Raw genomic sequence first — 20,350 nt, 5'->3', positions numbered from 1 at the left:
CTTCTACCACCCATTCCATTTACAAAGCAATTCATATATTGCTTTATATTTCTCTTTATTATTATCATCAATGTCTGGCTGTGTAAGCACAAGTAAATTCAACCCCTCTGGATCCCTCATTTCGCTGATTGCAGAAAACATATCGATTCCATAGTTTGCTCGTTCATGCTGACCTTTTGCATATTTATTGATGGTCTGAGGATACACCGCAGTCATTGTCAATCGTAATGAATAACTCCATGAATAAAGTTGCTGCATCACAGATTGGGTTAAGCTCTCGAGACCAAACCTATCGGCAAAGAATAATAATGAGCATTCATACAGCTGCTTAATGTAAATATCGCCTGAACGCTTGCTTGGAATTTTATCTTGGTCATGAAAGCGATTAATTTTTTTTTGTATTTCTTCCAATAGTTCTCCGTAATGAAGTGTGTAATTAAAGAATCGGTTCCCGGCTATCAAGGGTTGTGTTAATTGGAATTGATTCAAAAATTTTGAGGCAAGCAATTCATTACTACCATTAGCATTGAATTGTTCTACATAAAGATTACTAGCTTTATGGTAAATTGCATAATTGTAGATATTTGCTCCCTTAATTCCTTTGAAAGAATCAATTTTACTTGAAGAATAACCTAAACCATCTTTTCCTTTATACCATTGAGCCAGTGGGTACAAATAGCTTTTAAATAAATCGGCTAGATTGTCTTGGTTCATGTTTTCCCAACGATTTATGATTTTCACTTTTTGGTTTTCAGCTTCACTATTCATTTCTCTCAAATGGTATGATTTTAACAAATCATGTGGGTCTAACTCTTTACCACGAGAATTTTGTGAATCGAAGAACTGAAATGCCTCTTGCTCACTGTCTGTGACAATTTGAACTGTGGTGCATTGATTCAAAAGATAATCTTTATATTTTTGACGTTCATCATAGGTTAATTCGTTAGTTCTTTTAGAAAGGACGGCAAAATTTGTGACAATAACATCGTTCGATAGTTTACTGTATTTTTCTTTCAACAGACTTTGTTTGTCATCTCCTAAACTATAAAGTAGAATTGATAATGTAGTTAGCCTTTGTTGACCATCAACAATATTATATTTTTCAGAGCGTTCTTTGTGTAAGATTACCGACCCAATACGATATTCATTGATTCCATCTTTAAACGCCTCATATGTATCAGTAAATAAGGTATTGGTTGACTTCACGCTCCAACTATATGGTCGCTGATATGATGGCAAGGTTAAATTTATAGCAAGCAAGTCTTTTAATTTGGTTATTTTTAATTCATCTTGAATTAGTGCCATTATTATTCTTCTCCTCATATTTTCTATTAGCACCATTATGCCAGAATAAATCCCATTTTATTTTAATCTCAATATATCTAAGATTATTGGAAGGATGAGGGGAATGAAAAAAGCTATACATTCAGGTTCAGCCGGCTAAACTGTCACTTAGATACTAGTTTCTAACAGAAAAAGTTAATAATTTTTCGTTTCAACCTGCGCATTCATTAACATCTGATATAAAGAAGATATATTACTTCTATTTTGATTAGCAGTCTGTAATCTCCCATATTTTTTTATTTCTCTCGAATCAGAGAATGTAAAATAAACTTCATTTTTTGCCCTAGATAGGGCAACAAAAAATGCCCTTATATCTGATTCTGACTGGTTCCTAAAGCTCCAAAATGCATCATCTTCTAAGCCTATAAAGAAGACTGTATCGTACTCTAACCCCTTACTTTTATGAATTGTCATTATAGGAATGCTGAACTCTCCTAAAAAATCCAAAATTGCTTTTTCCCATTCTCGATGCTTTTGAAAAGATTCACTCATTTTTTCAATAGCTTTTTCTCTAGTTTTTTCTAGTAAGTTACCGGTTGAATACTTTACAAAAAAACTTTTTATTTTGTCTAGTCCAATAAAGTTAATTATCTTATCAAACAAATGGGTAATATAAGTCTTAACCTCTGCAGTATTATCAGAGATATTCTTCATTTCTGCCCTTAGTTCACCGATGAAATTCTCCAATTGTAACTCTAACTTCCATAGTTTCTCTATTTCTTCATTATAATCAATACCATTTATGTCTGTTAGAACTCTAATAAGGGATTGCCAACTATCAAAAGCATTTTTAAAGTGTGCAATCTTTAAAATATCAACAATTAAATTAATATATTCTTCTGAAAGAATATCCTGAAACTCTTTCTCAACTCGTGATTGGATTCCCATTTTATTTAATTCCTCTATTAGTTGTTTAGCATAGATACTTTCTTGTTGCTTTACTAAAATGCAAATATCACGAGGTTTTATTTGTTTGAGTTTTAATTTTACGAACTCTGAAATATGCTTTGCTTCTTGCAAATGATCTCTAAAAGTCCATACTTCACATATTCCGTCTTCACTTGTCCACTTATCTGAACATCTCACTTTTACTGAGTTAGAATTAATAGATTGTGATAGAACATTTTGAACCTCAACTAATCTTGGTGCTGACCGGTGATTTAAGACTAATTGCTGAACCTCAGCGTTAAAGTCTGAAGAAAATTCCTTAAATGAATTTTCCATAGCACCTGCCCACCCCATGATCCTCTGTTTATCATCTCCTACTGCTGTTAAAACAGTACTCGACCCTAAGAATCCATTTTTTAACAAACCATATTGAATATATGTAGTATCTTGAAATTCGTCTAAAAAAACGTGACTATAGGTTGTTCTTAGAGCAGTTGTAATCATAGGATTTACTTTCAAAATATATTCTGCCAATCTCGCTATCATTGGAAATGTTAACGAACTTTGTAATGAGCCTTTTCCTTTAACCATTGCATTCCACAAACGGAGACCAATCCAACCATATAAATCATCAAATCCTTCATAAAAGGGTAAAGGGGATTCTGTAACCCTTTTGAAAAGAGTGCCAAAATTTATCTCATATTGCCAATTAGGATGGATTGGATGTTGCTCTGTTACGAACCCCTTTACAATATCCTTTAACTCCCCGTCATTAAATATCAAATTATATTCAGACGATGGTTGATATTCTGATGGAAGCGCAAGTCTAAATCTATCAAGTATGGATTTAGCAAAAGAATCAAATGTCCTAGATTCAAATCTCTTTGCCAATTCAGAACCAACTCTTTTTTCAACCCTCTTTTGTAAATTATCAGCGGCATCTACTTTAAAACTTATGGCAAGAATTTTTTGTGGATCCTCACAAATATTTGATTCCAAAAGATAGGATGCTCTTTGGGCAAGTAATTCTGTCTTCCCAGCACCTGGACCAGCTATTACTAAAGTATTTAGGTTACTTTTAACCGCCAATTCTGCTGCATATTCAAGACTTATTCCACCAGAAGGTTGCCAATTTATCTTTTTAAACATAAAAACACCTACATCAATATTTTTAGCTTAATCCGTTCGAGTAATCTTACCAAGACTTGAGGACAATCATTTAAAAGTGCGTTTTCACTAATCTTAGTTAAAGCTTCTATATGTGTACTAGGCTTACCTCTTCCTAAAAATAATGAGTTGTACCACACCATTAATTCATGTTGCTCTTCTGAATATGTCTTACCAATTGCATTAATATTTTTCAAGGTTGCTTGAATTGAAGAGTTAATCTTTTTTCTATATTCATCGGGCTTATCAGATCTATCTGGTAACCTTGGTCCTATTTTCATTATTTCCTTATACGCCGAAGGGAACTTTTCAAGCATTAGAAAGTCCATATCTAATGGACCAGAGAAGAAAACATTATATTCTGGTTCTTCTAACCTATCTAACCATGTTTTCATTTCATCTAAAGAATCCTTATCTAAGCCCCATTCATGCATTTTCTCAAACTCTTGTGCAGTTATCGTGGAACAGTTTCCTCTCTCATTAGACAATATTTCATCCCTATCATATCCATTATTAATCAATTCTTGTAGAATATATTTTATCCTTCCCCAGCCTCCACCGCCTCGTTCAAGGTCTAAATCTAATAATGTGATATGTGGTATATCTAATTGATTGAGTAACCTCCACATATGGTTGACGTGTCTACCCCCTAACGGAACAATAGATATACAAGACTCAAAAGATGAAATCTCTTTCACCTTTAGTAGTTTAGGGATAATAATTTCTTCTGTATCACCTTCACCTAAAATAACAAGCTTAGCGAAATATATCTCAGGAAAGGCCCTAACAGCTTCTTTGATATACATATATGCTTCAGATTCCTTACTAGGAAGATCTATTTTTTTTGCAATCGTTTGGCCCGATTTTTTATCAATTCTAAGGTGACAAATATCCTCTGGAGAAACATTTTTTATTATTGTTTCACTGTGCGATGTAAGTAAAACTTGTGCATTATTTTTTTCTGAAATTTCTTTTAAATTCTCAACAACTTTCCCTAATAAATGCGGTGAAATATGGTTCTCTGGTTCCTCTACCGCAAGAATCGTTAGTGCAGCAGTTGGCTTTTTTGTGATTTGCTGTTCTACTTCTAATAACGAAGAAACAAGTGATAAGTAAAATAAAGATCTTAATCCATCACCTAACTTTTCTATGGTATAAGTACTAGATTCTTGTGTAGGAGAAAATTGCACTTCAATTTTTTTTAATATTGAGTCCAATGTTGTACTATTGAATTTAATATTTGCATCCTGATATCGATCTTCAAAATGATATTTCTTCCACTGTTCTCCTATTACGTTTTTTATTTCACCTACACCTTCAGTTTTTTCAAACAAGGCATCAACCGATTTCATTTCTAATTCTATTTGTTGGTCCATATCCTCTGGCCAATTTATGCTATTCAAGATTCTCCATAGAATGGTTCCAGAAGCGTTCTTTAATTGTGTTAATGGTTCTCTAATTGCAGGTACATAGATCATTTGAATTGCTGAGCGCTGATGTGGAGATACTGGCGAAATAGTAGTTTCATTAACATCTTCACCGTAGGGGACAGTAATAAAATATAGTTTTTGTTCTATTTCACCTTCAGGTGTAGTACCAGCACTCCATTTCCCCACTAATCTCATTCTTACGTATGGACATTCATTAAGAGAGTTTATTGTAAAATGGTTAAAAAAAGGAGGGATACTAAGCTTACCTTCTAGCTTTTCTGTGTTCTTTAATTCAGGAAAGTCGATTCGCACCTCTATGTATAGATCCCTTTCACTAGTAGAGTCAACTTGTGAAAGAGCTGAAGTATGAAAATCCCCTTTAACTAAAGTACGTTCACTTGCGGTTAACCCAAAGAGTTTTTGAATTGCTTGAAGTACTGCAGTCTTACCAGAACTATTACCACCTACAAATGTACTTATTTTTGATAAATCAATAGTGGTTTCAATATTCCCAAAAGATCTAAAATTTTTGATTGAAATACTTTGTATTATCATAATCTCTAATCTCCTATTTATAAAAAATAAATCGCTTTTCTATTGTTCTAACTGTCTATTTCCTTTCAATGATGAATCAAATTTACCTTATTTTACTTTTTGAAATTAAGGTAATTATAGTAAGGTTATTGAATATTTACTAAATAGACTTTTGCTCCCTCCCCTCTCCTTATCTAGTACTAGTTACCTTAATTGTATAATTTACCCACACGCTTTTCTACAAATTCCGCTAATATTTTACACATCTCAATTAAATAAAAAGGAAAAAGATAATTATTATTAAAATTTGGCACGCACTTAAAATGTCTGTATAATTTGTATGACAAAAAAGATGAGGTGCTAAACAGTTCTTCATTTTTTTGTTATTTCAATTCATTTTTTAGGTTTGAGGTAATAAAAATGAATGAAATCAGCGAGAGTTACGGAGTTATATCTTTTTATATTTGTTTAGGAGCATAAGAAGTGAATAATATTCATAATAAAAATCAGATATTCTTTTTTTGCGCAAGAAATGAAAAAAGCTTCCCGCAAGTTTAGTGAACTTATGAGAAGCACTATATATTTATCAGTGGTTATTGGCCTTGATTTTCATTTTATCCCCCTATATGGTTCATATATTTCTATAAGACTATTTATCTATGATATTATACCTTAATAGGAAATGTAAAAAATGCTGAATTCCCCATTAATTTCATAAAATAACTTTTTGTGGTTATTTGCTCGCCTAAGTCATATAATTGCGGTAAAGTGTACCTCTAGCGCTGCCCCACCTCTTTCATCAAGAAAAAATTTTAGTGCTTTTGTTTGCCATCTATCCAAATATGTCTTAAGATAATAATCGTAAAATAAAATATTGTAACTATTGCGAAGCACGCATAGGTTCATGGTGTTATCAATCTTTCAGAATTGATACGCCATGTTTCCTAGCGTGCTTTTTTGTTTTTGGTTAGGTTACAGGAAGGGAGAAGTGATGGTAAAAAAAACACACAAAACGCCATCTTGGTTTAATGAATTACTAATAAATCAAGTTGTGTCAAAAGAAATTCTTTTGCATTTTAAAAAGCATTACCTTAAACCAATTGGAATGGAGGAAGAGAATGAAGGACTTTAAGGAAGTTAAGATACCTGGAATGCAAACGAGATTTGTCATAAAGAGAATACCTGGCCGAGTAAATTCTGATGATTCTATTCAGTTAGCTCTGCCTATATCCCTCACACCTAAGAAAAAAGTATAAAAATGTTGGCTCCCGTCAATCTTCTTAATAACAGTTATGACGGGAGGAATTTCAGTGGACAAAAAATTTAAAATAGGCAAAGTGTCGTTTTCCGAGGAGATGCCCAAGGAATCAAGACAATGGCTTGATCACTTAGTGGAACGTCTCCTATTAAAAGAGCTTAACTTAGATCCATCAATTGAAGCTAAGTTGATAAGTTATTCCACAAAATCATCAGGGGGAACAAATGGTAAATAATAAAAAGACAGTCGTTTATGCTAGAACGAGTACAAAAAAGCAAAATTACGAATTGCAGCTAGAAGCCGCAAAACCCTTTCTCAAAGGTAATCAGGGAGAAAATTTGATTTTTATTGTAGACCACGGTACTCCTGCAACTTCGAAACCAAATGGTCTCCAACAGTTACTTGATTTAATCAAAAAAGATCAAGTTGATACCTTGATTATCTATAAACGGGATCGTTTAACTCGAAGTGAGGATGAATATCTAGATATTTTAAAATCAATCTACGCCAATAGGATCAAGGTTGTACTTACAGCAGAAGAATCCTTACCCTTCAACCATGATCAAAAAAGTGGATTTTTATCTGAAAGTCTCATCATCAAGGTAATTAATATGGAAAAAACTCATATGTCAAACCGGATTAAAGCCGCTTTAAAAAGTAAGCAAGCCTAATAACCAATGATGCAGAGGATATCTAAATTCCTAGAACATTTAATACGCATATTTATCCTCTGCTTCCTTTGGATATCTCAAGAATTATAAACTTTTGTACAAGGAGGGTTCTATTATTGTTAACAAAAGGAAAAGTTGTTGTCTATACAAGGGTAAGCTCTGATCAACAAAGTTTGGAAATGCAACTAGAAGCGGCTAAACCTTATGTAAAAAACTATCAACCGGATGAGGTGATATATTTAAACGATCCCGGAGTATCGGCTACAAAGAAAAAAATTGAAGAACGTCCTAAACTAAAAAAATTACTTGAAATGATAGAAAGTTTCCAGGTTGACACGTTAATTGTTTACCAGCGTGATCGCTTAGCACGAGATTTTTATGAGTATCTCGAAATTATCTTGTTAATTTATACCTACAAAATCAAAGTGATTTTTACCGCTTCGGGACATCTTCCTTTTAATCACGATTTAGAAAGTGGGATTTTTAGTGAGGGGGTGTTTGGGATGATGAGCCAAATAGAGGGATTGAATATCGTGAATCGTACAAAAGATGCATTCCAAAAAGCTCCTCATAGTATCTTGGGATATATTGTATCAAAAAACAATGGTGCAAAAACATACACTATCAATCCAAAATATAAAGCGACTATTAAGCAATTATATAGAGATTGTGTTTCCATAACCCATGCTAAAGAACTAATTGAGCTTTTATTGAATTATAAAAAGCTTATAAACAGAAAAGAAATAGATGTTTTCAACATCTTAATTAGACCCTTTTACAGCGGTCATGTCGAAGTTAATGGTGTTTTTGAAAAGCTAGACAAGGTTCCAGAAATTATTACAATTGAGGAATTTAAAAAGGTGCAAGATAAGTTGCGACAATTAGTACCGAATTTTAATCTTAACACTCTAAAAGATGGAGAAATGCCATTAATTGTCCCAAAATGTCATATATGTAACGAGGCATTGGTACCCAGTAATTCTTTAGAGAATACTGTTTTGAAGTGCAAAAGACACCAAAAAGTTTATATTCGGACAGATACATTTAATGAACTTATTGATGAGGTTCTTGATGACATTTTTAAGCATACAAATCTAGATCAAATTGATAAACAAACATTAACAACATTACACAAATTGATATCGTTCATTAAAGAAAAAAAGGAAGCCATTCAAAGAGAATTTGAACAAGTTCAATGGAAGTTATTTACTGAAGTTAATTTTGCAAAAGAAAAAAATCTAGTTAACAAAATGAATCACACTCTTAAGACGTTGCAAGATGAATTCCAAATGGTTATTGAGTATGAAATAAAAATTGAAAATCAAATTGAAGATGTTACACAGTTGGTTAACCTTGTTGTAAGCAAATTAAATATTGAAATCAAAGATTATCGTGAGTTGATGATACGATGTTTCGTAAAAGATATTATTATTCATGAGGGATATGCGAATTTTGAATTGTATTATTCAGATTTTTATGTCACGACTAATGTGGGGTGAAAACAATGATTGTCATAGTCAAAACAGCTGTTGGTTATTGCAGACGTTCCAGTAGTAAACAAAAAGGAAATCATTCTATTGAGTTCCAAAAGGAACAAATTATATTAATGGCAAATCGTATGGGATATGTAATTGAGGGCTGGTGTATTGATGATGCCGTAAGTGCTTTTAAAACTAGTGCCGGCGAGAGAAAAGGATTAAAAGAATTATATGATTTGGTATTAAATGATAAGGCATCCGCTGTATTCTTCTATGATGAAACACGAATAGACCGATCTATTGTTACATTTGTGAATGAGATTTATAAACCTTTGAAACTTGTCAAACCTAATGTAAAATTTTATTCTACCACATCTAATCAAGAGTGGGATCCGTTCCAAATTGATGTTGAACTCAAATTAATAAATGCCTCATATGAATCAGTTACTAAATCGCAAAGAACAATAGATAGCCAAAAGAATCTTATGAATCAAAAGAAACGCCCTGGGAGCCGAACACCATTTGGTTTAAAGAAAATTCCAAGTTCAGATGTTCAGAATGAAAACTTTATAGAAGATGAGAATGCCTCACTTATAAGGTTCATCTACTATCTATATATATGGGGGTACAGCATAAAGCATATAACTAAAATTCTTCATAATAGTCAGGCTCCAGCCCCTGGAGGCAAAGTTTGGCATAGGAGAACCGTTGAAGAAATATTGAAGAGACCCCTTTACCGGGGGGATAATGAATGGGGAAGTCAAAAAAACATAATTAAAAATCCAGTCATTGAACCGGAATTGTACGAACTTGTGTTGCAAGCAAAAGACTTAGAAAAGAAATTTGGACAATTCAGCACAGCTTTTACATTCCGATCGATTGCTTACTGTATGAAGTGCAATGTACCGCTAAAAACAAGAAATGATACTCCTTCAAAGGCTACATCTCCACGAAAGTATCAAAATTACTTTTGCCCAAATTGCAACCAGAAAGCTAATCTTAATAGAGTCCATACTGTTGTAAACGATAATTTTTTCAAACATTGGGCAGTGGCATTAAGGTCAATGGAACAAGCAGGTTTACAGAAATTAAAGGAAATGAAGAAGGTTATTGAAAAGGAACTGGATCGGCTAAAAGTTCGTGAAGATATGCTCAAGTACAATGAATCATTTATTCCGAGTCTTGAAACCCCCTCTTCAATCGAAAAGCATTATATACAGGTCAAAGCAAAACTGAATAGCCATCGTGAAGCCTTAAATAATACATTAGAACAAATATTAAATTTACTTGAGGATGAAAGATCCTTACGATTCACTTTACATTTGTCTCTTTCAGGTTCTTTTAACAAGCTAACAGACGTTGAAAAAAGGATGATTGCCTTAACTTTTATTGGGAAAATCAGCATAAATATGGACACTATGAAGGTTGATATTGATTATAGGCTACACCCATTTATTGAGTTGGAAGACAAAGTGAGTCGTCTTACCGAAATAAATAATTATAAGATGGATGCCTAACCGAATTATTTTCCTCTAAAATTTTATTAAAATTTAAAAGATCAGCGAAAGCCTATGAAATCAAAGGATTTATTCCATAGGCTTTCGGTAGGCTGCACATAATGGGATACCTTTATGTGCAGCCTACCGAATAGTAAATAAAGTAAAGATGGGCAAGTTACCGAATTACAAAAAATTTTTTTTATTTTAATGTGTACTTGTTGTTGCCGCCTACTGCACAGCAAGATATGATTGAATCAGGAACCAAAAACAAAATATTTTAACACGGAAGCACCGTTAATTTTCTTTTGCAGAGAGTATATCCTTTCTCTTCGAAAGATTAATTAACGGTGCTTTTTTGTATACCTTGAAAGGAATGAACCATATGAGTAACAAAATTGAGAATGTGCTTTATATTCGCTCTGCTAACAATTCTATACCCTCCATAAATTCACAAAGATTATATGGTGAGAATTATGCAAAGCAAAATTCCCTACATCTGAGTATTATCGAAGATGCTCATATATCTGGACTTACTCCAATAAATGAGCGTTCTGGATTAAGGTGGCTAATACACCTAGTGGAAGTGGGGTTGATTAAAACTGTGATTATTGACTCTTATCATAGAATTAGCCGTGATTTAATTGAATTGTCTTCATTTTTATCACTTCTTAAAAAACACAATGCAAAGCTAATTGTTCTTGTTGGAGGTGGAGAGTTTGATAAGTAAGAAGACAAGCTTAGTTGAACGTGTTTATTCACATGATAATGGCTGCGACTTCAATATCTTATTGGAACGAATAATTACTAATAAAATTGAAGAACTTGTCAATAATGCTATTAAGGTAAACACTGCTACATCTCAAAACACTCAAAAAGGAATTGATGTACTATGAGATGTGCAATATACACGCGGGTTTCGACTGATAAGGAAGAACAAAAAGCTTCTTTAAAATATCAAAAAGAACTGTTTTATCGGTATGTAGAAGAGCAAGGCTGGGACATCTATGATTTTTATATTGATGTCAAGACAGGAACTACAGCTAAGAGGGAGCATCTTCAAAGAATGATTGAAGACGCTCAAGAAAAAAAATTCGATATCATTTTAGCTAAAGAGCTGTCCCGTTTGGCTCGAAATGGAGAATTATCCTATAAAATCAAAAATCTTTGCGAAAATCAAGGGATCCACATTATCACCTTAGATAATGCTATCAACACTTTGAAAGGCAATACCTCGATGTTCGGGTTGTACGCCTGGATGTATGAACAGGAATCACAAAATACAAGTAATCGCGTTAAAGAGACCTTGCGTACTCGGGCAAAAAAAGGCCTTTTTAAAGGATCTAATCCCCCATTCGGCTATGAGGTTCAAGAAGGTAAACTATATGTTAAAGATGACAATACACCAAACATTGTTAGAAGAATCTTTGAAGAATACCTTGCTGGAAATGGGCGCGATAGTATCGCGAGAAGATTGTACAATGAGGGCATTCCTACACCTGCTGAAATTGCAGGAAAAAAGAATGCAGGAGATAAATGGAATGACTCAACAATTAAGCTTATTCTCATTAATCCTCATTACGCAGGCGACTTAGTTCAGAACCGTACAACCACAGTTAGTGTTACCAGTAAAAAAAGAAAAAAAGTTGATCTAGAAAAGCAAATAATAATTAAGGATACTCATGAAGCTATAATTCCCCGTGAAGTATTTAATACCGTACAGCATCAAATGAAAATTAGAACCAAATTTATAACAGCACCTAAAAAACATCTATTTACGAATGTTCTATTCTGTGCTGACTGTGGAAAAGGCATGTGGTACCGGAGTAATCGAAAAGGATATATATGTGGGAATTATGCACGACATGGTAAGAGGGCCTGTAGTAGTCATTGCATTGAAGAGGATTTACTCAAAGATACAATTTTGACTGATTTTCAAGAATTTGTGAAACAAATTGATAAAGAGCAATATCTAAAACAGTTAGAAGCCCAAACAAAGAAATCCAAGCAAAATCTTCAAAAACAACTGTCAAAATTAGGTAAGCAGATCGATTTAATAAAGAGCAGAAAAAGAAAATACATCAATATGTTAGCCGAAGAAATCATTTCACACGAGGACTACCGTGAAAATGTAGAGGCAAATAATATTGAATTGGCCGAATTAGTGGAAAAGAAAAATGAGTTACAAGCAGCCATAGAAAGTGAACAAACGGTAGATAACCTCGAACAGTTAAAACAAGAGTTACTTCAGTTTCTTAATTTTGATGAATTAACACCTGAGATCTTGCACCGCTTGGTAAATCGTATTGATGTAAAAGTTGATGGAATTCCTAAAATCCACTATCGATTTTCGGCTCCGAAAATCGAATAAACGCAGCAGAATCCCCTATTTGGGGTCTGCTGCTTCTTTTAAAACTATCTGCGAGACGCACTCAACGTGTGAGGAGTTGATAGTGCATACAATTAAAAGAAACTATCAGAGTAGCACTTGCCTGTATAAAAAGAACCCAATTTTGAGTTGGGTTTAATGCACTCCTCAGTTTCAAGTAGATTTTCTTTGTTGTTATAAAAAATTCTGGTAGACGATTTTTCGTTGTACCAGTAAAAAATTCACTTGCCCATTTCCTTGCTTGATCCAAAGTTTCAAAGCCTTTACTTGGAAACTTTGGACGATATTTAAATGTGTGAAATATCGCTTCCTAATACGAATTATCCTTACTTGCACGCGGTCTTGAAAATGAACTTTAAAGGCTCATTTTCTCAAGCAATACATGAAACGTCATCTTTTTCATTAGGATACCGTTATATGAATGAAGGACTGTAGCTCCCCTTAAATCTTTTCTTTAATGACCGCTTTAAATTAATTACTTCGTAAGTTTCACTTCTGCTGATTCGTCTCCTTCCCAGCCTACTGCCTTTTCTTCACTAAATAACCGAGAATTAAATAGAGTCGGCGGGAGTCGAACCCGACTTTTCCTGAAACAGCTTCACATCAGTATTCACGTAGCCTTTTTATGTATTTTATAAATTACTAACATCGGTTTTCTTAAAAACACCAATTCGGAGACAAGGACCTACAAAAATAATAGATTCATCTAAATATAAGATAATACGATGGTCAGGGTAATTAAGTTGAGATACGTTAGCCATAGTGGCTTTAAAGAGACTAAGACATATTCTTCTCAAAGAACAATCTCTATAGATGAAGTTGATTCTAATATGTTATATGATTTTATAATTCAGCAACAACAACTCTTCGAACAATTTAAAATAGAAAATCCGCTGAATCAGATTTTTTATCCTTACATTGAAGGTATAGTATCTATTAACTCTGTAAATCAATCCTTAAGACGTGCATACATCTAGGTATTACACCTTTAATTATGATGCATGGTCAATTCATACTTTTGGAAGTATCCTGATTTATAAATGAGTAGACATAGCTGTTGAGTCTGAGATTCTAGGTCATAAAGATACCCTATTACAAGTAAAGTTTATATACATGTAATTAAGGAACTAAGAGAGATAAATAAGGGCATTATAAAGTTAATAACTAGAAATTTATTATTGAGTAACAAGAGAATTGAATAAAATTAGTTCTAATTTATTTAAATCGTCTATAATCTTTGTTTGATTCTTTACAGAATATTTATTTTTTAAATATTTTAAGCGTTTCCTAATTGCTTCTTTTTGTTTCGAATTCCAAGATAATATATATTTCACCATAAATGGTTCAATTAATTTAAATTGATTTGAGATATAAAAATATTGTTCAGGCCTTTGTACAAAGGCTTTTATCCAATAATCTAAAGACTTAATCAAATCATCCGCAGAATCAACTACATCTTCATTAAGACCTCGTTCTAATAAAAATCTTCCATATTGAGTATCTACCTGATAAGTATCAAAATCACTTCCTTTTTGTACTTTTTTCGCAACTTTGAATGAGTTTTCAAAATATGTTTGAGCCCGCATATATTCTTTTGCATCTACAGCAGCCATGCCATATTGTAACCAGAAAAATATGTTGTTACTATATTCGGGATAAGCATCAAATTGACTATAATAACTTAATATAATTTTGTCGACATCATTATCATTATAATTTTTATTTTTCACTAATAGTTTTCTCATTGTAGATACTGAAATTAACTTTTGTCTAACCTTTTCACATTCACTAGGTGATAATCTTGAAGCGTTATCAATCATTCTTTTTAACACACCCAGTAACTCCTGATTAAAATCGTTGCTTTCTAAAATATACGATGATAAAACTGAAGATTTCATTCTTATTTCATCGTTATAAACATCTACAAACTCAGAAAAATCTTCATCTCTTTCGATATATGAAATTTCATTATAATTTTCCAATAGCTCAATTATATCCTCAAAACTCAAATCTAAAGGTACAGTATTATTAATTATAATTGCTAGTAATGATTCTTTTTTTACTTCATTTGAAATTACTGAAGCCACTTTCTTGTCAATTTCTCTACGAATATTAGGAGACTTAATTAGAAATAATAATATTTGTGATAGTTTTTCACCACAACTTTTTACTAAAATATCTTTTACTGTATCTGCATTTTCTTTAAAAACAGGTGTAAATCTTCTCTCAATTAAATATTGAGCAAATTTATTTAAATCAGTTCTTGAAAGCTTATTTAAATCATATTCACATATTTTCTCTTCATCTATTCTCTTGGTTAACCTATAGTAAAGGTTTTTAACAATATAAGTTCTCCCTGAAATAATGATACTAATATTATCATCAATAGTTTCCAGTATTTTATTTAGCACTTCAATATTGTTATTATAATTATCGATTATTATAACCTTACGACCTTCTAATTTTATTATTTCTTCAATCTCTAATTCCCAATTATCCATTAATTTATCAAATTGGAAAACCTCTATGCTCTCTGCTAATTTATAAGCTAATGTTTTTAGTGCAACTGTTTTTCCATTTCCTAAGTTAGAATGAACTACACTAATTTGAAATTTATTATTTAATACTTCGTCTATTATTTTATTAATCTTTGTTCTTTGAACAAAGTATTCATTATTATCAATATTATTTCTAATAAAGCTATCATTGATTTCTCCTGTAAATAAGAAGTTCCATATATCTGTTTCATCTAATTCTTTATGTACATAACTTTTATCATCTCTTATTTTTACAAATGTTTTCCAATCAATTTTATTTTCAAGTTTTTTAAAACTTTTTGATTGTGTTGCTATCATTTCGCCAAAATTTTGGGCACCTATCTTATATTGAATACCTAACTCCAACTTTGTAGAATCTTCAATTTCATCAACTTCTTCCCCTTCTTTTAATGGTCTATCGATAAAGACTATTTTTTCTTTATTTCCCTTATTAGCTAATATTAATCTTTGGATATCTAAATCCGAATCTAAAGAAACTCCAATAAATACAACTACCTTTGAATTTTTAACATCATGCTTGAATGCTTGATAAGAACTACTATTTAAAAACGAATCGGATAAATAGCTTCTCTGAGTCAATTTAAATTCATTGTCCAATGAATCCGTTGTAACAGTTCTACAATATCCATTGAGATGTACTATTCCAGGGTTTTTTAAAATTATATTAGTATCCGTATTCATATTAAAAATCTTAATTCTGTCTTTACTCGATTTTTCTACTACATCATCATAATTAGTTGTATATATTCTTCTCCATGGGCGATTAATAATTGATTTATGATATCCTTTTACTTCACGTGTAAAATATAAATTTTGTATGTATGTAACTAGATTTAACTTCCTTTGTTCTAATTCCTCTTTACTAACACTAGAGCTTTTCAAGTAATGATTTGACACTTTTGCTAAGTTATTATTTATCTTAACTCCAAGCTCCCCACATAATAGTTTACTAAGTTCAGATGCATCTGGCATATTATTACCTTCTACATTTACAGCATCTCTAGAAAATCCAGCACCCAAAAAGAGTATTCCATCGCCATTTAGTATATGATCAATAACTTCTTCTAACTCCATGCAAATCACTCCTATAAATTGAACTTATTTAATTATACATTATTTGTATTTAATTTTAGTTATACTTTAAAACCTTTATCTACAAAATTTTCTACATAAAAAAAGAACCCTTGATAAATAAGGATTCTTCACTGCAATAGATACCGATAGTCAAAGTCGAAATAACGGTCAAAGTTCTGAGTAAATAAGGTTGGTAGTGGCAATATGTTAATAACCCTTGCTTTATAGCCCCATAATCAATAGCTAGGGTGTAAGTCGAATAAATACACCTGACAGCTATTTAAAGAAGAAAATCAACATTTACCTTTACTGGTCCTTTTCTATAGCGGCACTACTCCCCCTTTAATTTAATCCTAATAATTCATCAATACTTGTTTTGACTAAACCATTTAAAATTGCTGACCATCCAGCGTGCCTTGGATCACCATGTTCGGTAAATTTTGTGTTTGTATTTCTCATATTAAATACATAAATATCTTTTTCCATGTTCGAAATTACTTCTATGATTTTATACACTTGAGAATAATAATAAATATTATGTATTGTTTTTACATCAGGTTTTCCCCATGCAAACACCACTATATCTGAATGACTCATAATTGAACTCACTTTATTAATATTATTCTTTTGGACAGGTTCTAAAAGATTTGTACTATATAAGCCTTTTAATTTTAATAATGTATCTGCTGATTTTTGTGCATAAATAGGTATAATGTTTCCGATATGAAGCTGCTTCACTTGATTTCCGTCAATAGAGTAATTAAAAAAGAAATCTATTAATTTATTTACAGTTTTATCTGAGATATTCAAATCAGCTTCTGCTGGGTTCATTAATATTACTATAACTGTAATACCTTCCCTTCGGTTTTTAAAAGGAATTGATAAGCTATATCTTAAATCCACACCCGGTATAATATTTTGCTTATAATCAATAGTAATAGACGAAATATCTACCTTATTAGAGTCGTAATAACACGTCAATAAAAACTTCCTTTCTGTAAATTATATAAGTAACGGAGCCAAGACTAACCAAAAGATTAAATTCTTAACTCCGTCCAAACTAAAAAGCTAACTATTCACTTCGCCATAAACCTCATTCATCATATCTTCCATAATATACGTCTTAAACTCGTCGTTCTCTAGTATCTTCATAAAGAACTCTTGATTGCTGCTCATACGGTCAATAACGAAGTCCATAAAGGATTTTTCAAAGGCGAATTTGAAGTTTTCTTTTGTGTTATTTTTTGCTTTTTGGCGAAGGTCTTTATCATTTAACATGTCCTCTTTCACTTGCTCACGAGAAAGGAAATCTGTTTCTGTGAATTGCGTGCCAAAACGCTCATTTAACTTATCTAAAATACTCGATAATCGTACTTTTTCGTCTTCAGGTGCACCACCAGCTCCGTGTTTCTGTGGATCAAGTTCTACACCACCCGTTTTCTCAAGCTCAATGCTGCCTTCAAATACTTTTTGATTGCGGTAGTATTCAAGTGCTGCATCATCCGCCAAGTAAACGTCCTTATCACCTCGACCACGTGGCAATTTACGTAACAAGTACTTCAGGTAAATATATTGCTTGTGTAGATCTAAATCGATAAATGTTACAACTTGTAGTACAAAGCCATACGTACGTGTATATTTCGTAGCCACTTGTTTAAATGCGAATTGTTCTTCTCCCGAAAGCTTCTTAAAACGCTCCACACCTTTATCGAGAACCGAATTTAACTCGGCTTGAGCCTTCGTAGACTTCTTCACATCGCCTATTACCTCAAGCTCATTTACCCTTTGCACTTCTTCTTCCGTAAACACTTGATATGGTTCTAGCTCGGCCTGCATATCATAAAGGATATTCGGATCAGTAATTTCTGATAGACTTGTCGATTCATAATAAGGCTGGAAAGAAGCTTTCATGTCTTCTGGGTCATTTACAAAATCCAATACGAATGTATCGTCTTTACCAGGGCATGTACGATTTAAACGAGATAGCGTTTGCACCGCCTTAATACCGCTTAATGGCTTGTCTACATACATTGTGTGCAACAGTGGTTCATCAAATCCAGTTTGATATTTTTCCGCTACAAGCAGCACTTTGTATTCGTCAGAGTTAAATTTTTCAGGTAACTCTTTTTCAGAAAACTGATTCATTTCTGGCTCGGTATAATTAATTTCACCATCTTTCACAGTACCTGAAAAAGCAACTACTGTTTTTAAATCATTGTAGCCCATTTCATTAATATACTTATCGAAAGCCATTTTGTAACGTATTGCATGTAAACGGCTCGCTGTTACAACCATTGCCTTTGCACGGCCGCCAATTTTGCGCTGTACGAAATTACGATAATGCTCGATAATAATTTCTGTTTTTTGTGCGATGCTATGTGGATGAAGTGACACGTATTGTGCTAGCTTTTTCGTTGCTTGTTTTTGTGATACCTCTGGATCATCGTCTACAGTCTTTGCAATTTTCCAGAACGTTTTATAGGTCGTATAGTTTTCAAGTACATCTAAAATAAATCCTTCTTCAATTGCTTGTCGCATTGTGTACTGATGGAATGCTACTGGCTTACCATCTACACCAACTGTACCGAATTTCTCTAATGTCTTGGGCTTTGGTGTCGCCGTAAATGCAAAGAAAGATACGTTATCTTGCTTACCACTTTTCATGATTGCTTCAACGATTTTTTCGTCCACATCATCTAAGTTTTCTTCCGCAATACGGTCTTCCTCATAAGCTGCTTCTAACGTTTTATCCGATAACACATTTGTTAATGCAGTTGAAGCTTTACCACCTTGGGATGAGTGCGCCTCATCAATAATGACCGCATACTTTTTACGCTCTAAGCCCGCTACTTTTTCTAAAATGAACGGGAACTTTTGAAGCGTTGTAATAATAATACGTGTCTCATTATTAATGGCACGTGCTAATTGCTCTGAATCTTTATCAATCGGCTCTACCATCCCTGCTTTATGCTCTAGCTGGTACACCGCATCTTGTAATTGCTTATCTAACACTCGGCGATCGGTAATAACGATCACACTACTAAAAATTGATTCATTGTCCTCGTTATGTAGCTTCGCTAAACGGTGTGCAAGCCACGAAATCGAGTTCGTCTTGCCCGATCCCGCAGAGTGCTGAATTAAATAATTATGACCGACAAGCTTTTGTGCAACATCTGTTTCTAACTTACGTACAACATCAAGCTGATGGAAACGGGGGAAAATGAGCATTTGACGCTCACCAATAGTTTCACCGTTTGAATCTTTAATGTCGTCCTTCTTAATAAAGATGAAGCGGTATAAAATGTCGAGCAAACTATCTGGGGCTAAAATTTCTTCCCATAAATAATGCGTACGATAATTGTCACCGTAAGTTAACGGATTACCTTTCCCACCTTTATTGCCTTTGTTAAATGGTAGGAAGTATGTTTTGCCTTTATCAAGCTTTGTCGTCATAAATACTTCATCTGGGTCAACAGCAAAGTAAACGGCAACACGCTCATTAAATTTAAATAGCTGCTCACGTGGATCGCGGTCATTCTTTAGCTGCTTCATCGCATGTTCAACTGTTTGATTTGTTAATGGATTTTTAAGTTCCATCACAACAAGCGGCAAACCGTTTAAAAATAGCACCATATCTAAGCTATTGTTATGCTTATCACTGTAATACACTTGGCGAGCAATTTTAAAGCGGTTTTTCCCATACTGCTCATTTAATGTTTTATTCATATCCGTAGGTGGCTTATTATACGCAAGCTGTAATGTCACACCACGGTCTTTAATACCTTTACGTAAACATTCGACCAAACCTTGGCGATGTAGCTGGTCTTTAATACGTTTTAAAACTTCTTCTTTATAAGAAGGACCATACGATTTCTCTAGCGTACGCATACGTTTTTCCTGCGTATCCTCTAAAAAAGAAAATAGCTCTTCTACATCGATGGCATGCTGCTTGAAAGAACTGCTTTCCTCACCTTCTAGCACACGCTTTTTATAGCCATTCGCAACTAATGCTACTTCTATATTAGCTTCAAAGCCTTTTTCTGAAGTGTCCACTGCCATCACA

The 20,350-nt window shown here is 33.1% G+C and carries 16 protein-coding genes; 9 read left to right on the top strand and 7 right to left on the bottom strand.

Annotated elements, in window-relative coordinates:
* Positions 1 to 3: 3 nt before the first annotated feature.
* The 3 genes from BANA01_RS15890 to BANA01_RS15880 all read right to left on the bottom strand — a co-directional run bounded on the left by BANA01_RS15890 (position 4) and on the right by BANA01_RS15880 (position 5,384).
* Positions 4 to 1,305, bottom strand: a complete 1,302-nt coding sequence (locus tag BANA01_RS15890) for a DUF262 domain-containing protein (protein WP_034674265.1) — start codon at positions 1,303 to 1,305, stop codon at positions 4 to 6.
* 174 nt (positions 1,306 to 1,479) lie between these two features.
* Complete coding sequence (locus BANA01_RS15885) at positions 1,480 to 3,381, bottom strand: UvrD-helicase domain-containing protein (protein WP_034674263.1); 1,902 nt, start codon at positions 3,379 to 3,381, stop codon at positions 1,480 to 1,482.
* Positions 3,382 to 3,389: 8 nt separating this feature from the next.
* Entirely contained in the window at positions 3,390 to 5,384 is a 1,995-nt protein-coding gene (locus BANA01_RS15880; protein ID WP_063253764.1) for an ATP-dependent nuclease, read from the bottom strand.
* Positions 5,385 to 6,354: 970 nt separating this feature from the next.
* Here BANA01_RS15880 and BANA01_RS29575 point away from each other — a divergent pair.
* From BANA01_RS29575 to BANA01_RS15850, 9 genes are all read left to right on the top strand, one after another.
* The gene (locus tag BANA01_RS29575) at positions 6,355 to 6,495 is read left to right on the top strand and encodes a hypothetical protein (RefSeq protein ID WP_157411811.1); all 141 of its coding nucleotides are present in this window, start codon (positions 6,355 to 6,357) and stop codon (positions 6,493 to 6,495) included.
* Positions 6,482 to 6,619 carry a hypothetical protein gene (locus tag BANA01_RS29570; protein WP_157411810.1) on the top strand — a complete coding sequence of 46 codons (138 nt, stop codon included), beginning with the start codon at positions 6,482 to 6,484 and terminating at the stop codon, positions 6,617 to 6,619. Before BANA01_RS29575 ends, BANA01_RS29570 begins: the two co-directional genes overlap by 14 nt.
* Positions 6,620 to 6,673: 54 nt before the next feature.
* Positions 6,674 to 6,856: a hypothetical protein gene (locus BANA01_RS15875; RefSeq protein ID WP_063253763.1), complete on the top strand. Its 183-nt coding sequence runs from the start codon at positions 6,674 to 6,676 to the stop codon at positions 6,854 to 6,856.
* Positions 6,846 to 7,292, top strand: coding sequence for a recombinase family protein (locus tag BANA01_RS15870; protein WP_063253762.1), 447 nt, complete (start codon positions 6,846 to 6,848; stop codon positions 7,290 to 7,292). Before BANA01_RS15875 ends, BANA01_RS15870 begins: the two co-directional genes overlap by 11 nt.
* Before the next feature lie 116 nt (positions 7,293 to 7,408).
* Positions 7,409 to 8,791 (top strand): recombinase family protein, encoded by a 1,383-nt coding sequence (locus BANA01_RS15865; RefSeq protein ID WP_063253761.1) that lies wholly within the window; start codon positions 7,409 to 7,411, stop codon positions 8,789 to 8,791.
* Positions 8,792 to 8,796: 5 nt separating this feature from the next.
* Positions 8,797 to 10,287, top strand: coding sequence for a recombinase family protein (locus tag BANA01_RS15860; RefSeq protein ID WP_063253760.1), 1,491 nt, complete (start codon positions 8,797 to 8,799; stop codon positions 10,285 to 10,287).
* Positions 10,288 to 10,651: 364 nt separating this feature from the next.
* Positions 10,652 to 10,996, top strand: coding sequence for a recombinase family protein (locus BANA01_RS15855; protein WP_063253759.1), 345 nt, complete (start codon positions 10,652 to 10,654; stop codon positions 10,994 to 10,996).
* Positions 10,986 to 11,162: a hypothetical protein gene (locus tag BANA01_RS29565; protein WP_157411809.1), complete on the top strand. Its 177-nt coding sequence runs from the start codon at positions 10,986 to 10,988 to the stop codon at positions 11,160 to 11,162. The genes BANA01_RS15855 and BANA01_RS29565 overlap by 11 nt, the downstream gene beginning before the upstream one ends.
* Entirely contained in the window at positions 11,159 to 12,637 is a 1,479-nt protein-coding gene (locus BANA01_RS15850; protein ID WP_063253758.1) for a recombinase family protein, read from the top strand. Before BANA01_RS29565 ends, BANA01_RS15850 begins: the two co-directional genes overlap by 4 nt.
* A gap of 650 nt (positions 12,638 to 13,287) precedes the next feature.
* On the opposite strand, the gene BANA01_RS30630 is transcribed toward BANA01_RS15850, so the two are convergent.
* From BANA01_RS30630 to BANA01_RS15835, 4 genes are all read right to left on the bottom strand, one after another.
* A complete protein-coding gene (locus BANA01_RS30630) occupies positions 13,288 to 13,416 on the bottom strand; it encodes a hypothetical protein (RefSeq protein WP_268875093.1) in 129 nt (42 codons plus the stop codon).
* A gap of 414 nt (positions 13,417 to 13,830) precedes the next feature.
* Positions 13,831 to 16,287, bottom strand: a complete 2,457-nt coding sequence (locus tag BANA01_RS15845) for a P-loop NTPase (RefSeq protein WP_063253757.1) — start codon at positions 16,285 to 16,287, stop codon at positions 13,831 to 13,833.
* 342 nt (positions 16,288 to 16,629) lie between these two features.
* Complete coding sequence (locus tag BANA01_RS15840; protein WP_063253756.1) at positions 16,630 to 17,268, bottom strand: DUF1643 domain-containing protein; 639 nt, start codon at positions 17,266 to 17,268, stop codon at positions 16,630 to 16,632.
* Positions 17,269 to 17,355: 87 nt separating this feature from the next.
* Positions 17,356 to 20,346, bottom strand: a complete 2,991-nt coding sequence (locus BANA01_RS15835; protein ID WP_063253755.1) for a type I restriction endonuclease subunit R — start codon at positions 20,344 to 20,346, stop codon at positions 17,356 to 17,358.
* Positions 20,347 to 20,350: the final 4 nt, after the last annotated feature.

The organism is Neobacillus niacini NBRC 15566 (genome assembly GCF_001591505.1).
Lineage (GTDB): Bacteria > Bacillota > Bacilli > Bacillales > Cytobacillaceae > Neobacillus > Neobacillus niacini.
Note: the sequence above shows the minus strand (reverse complement) of the source record. Positions and strands in the feature narration are given on the sequence as shown.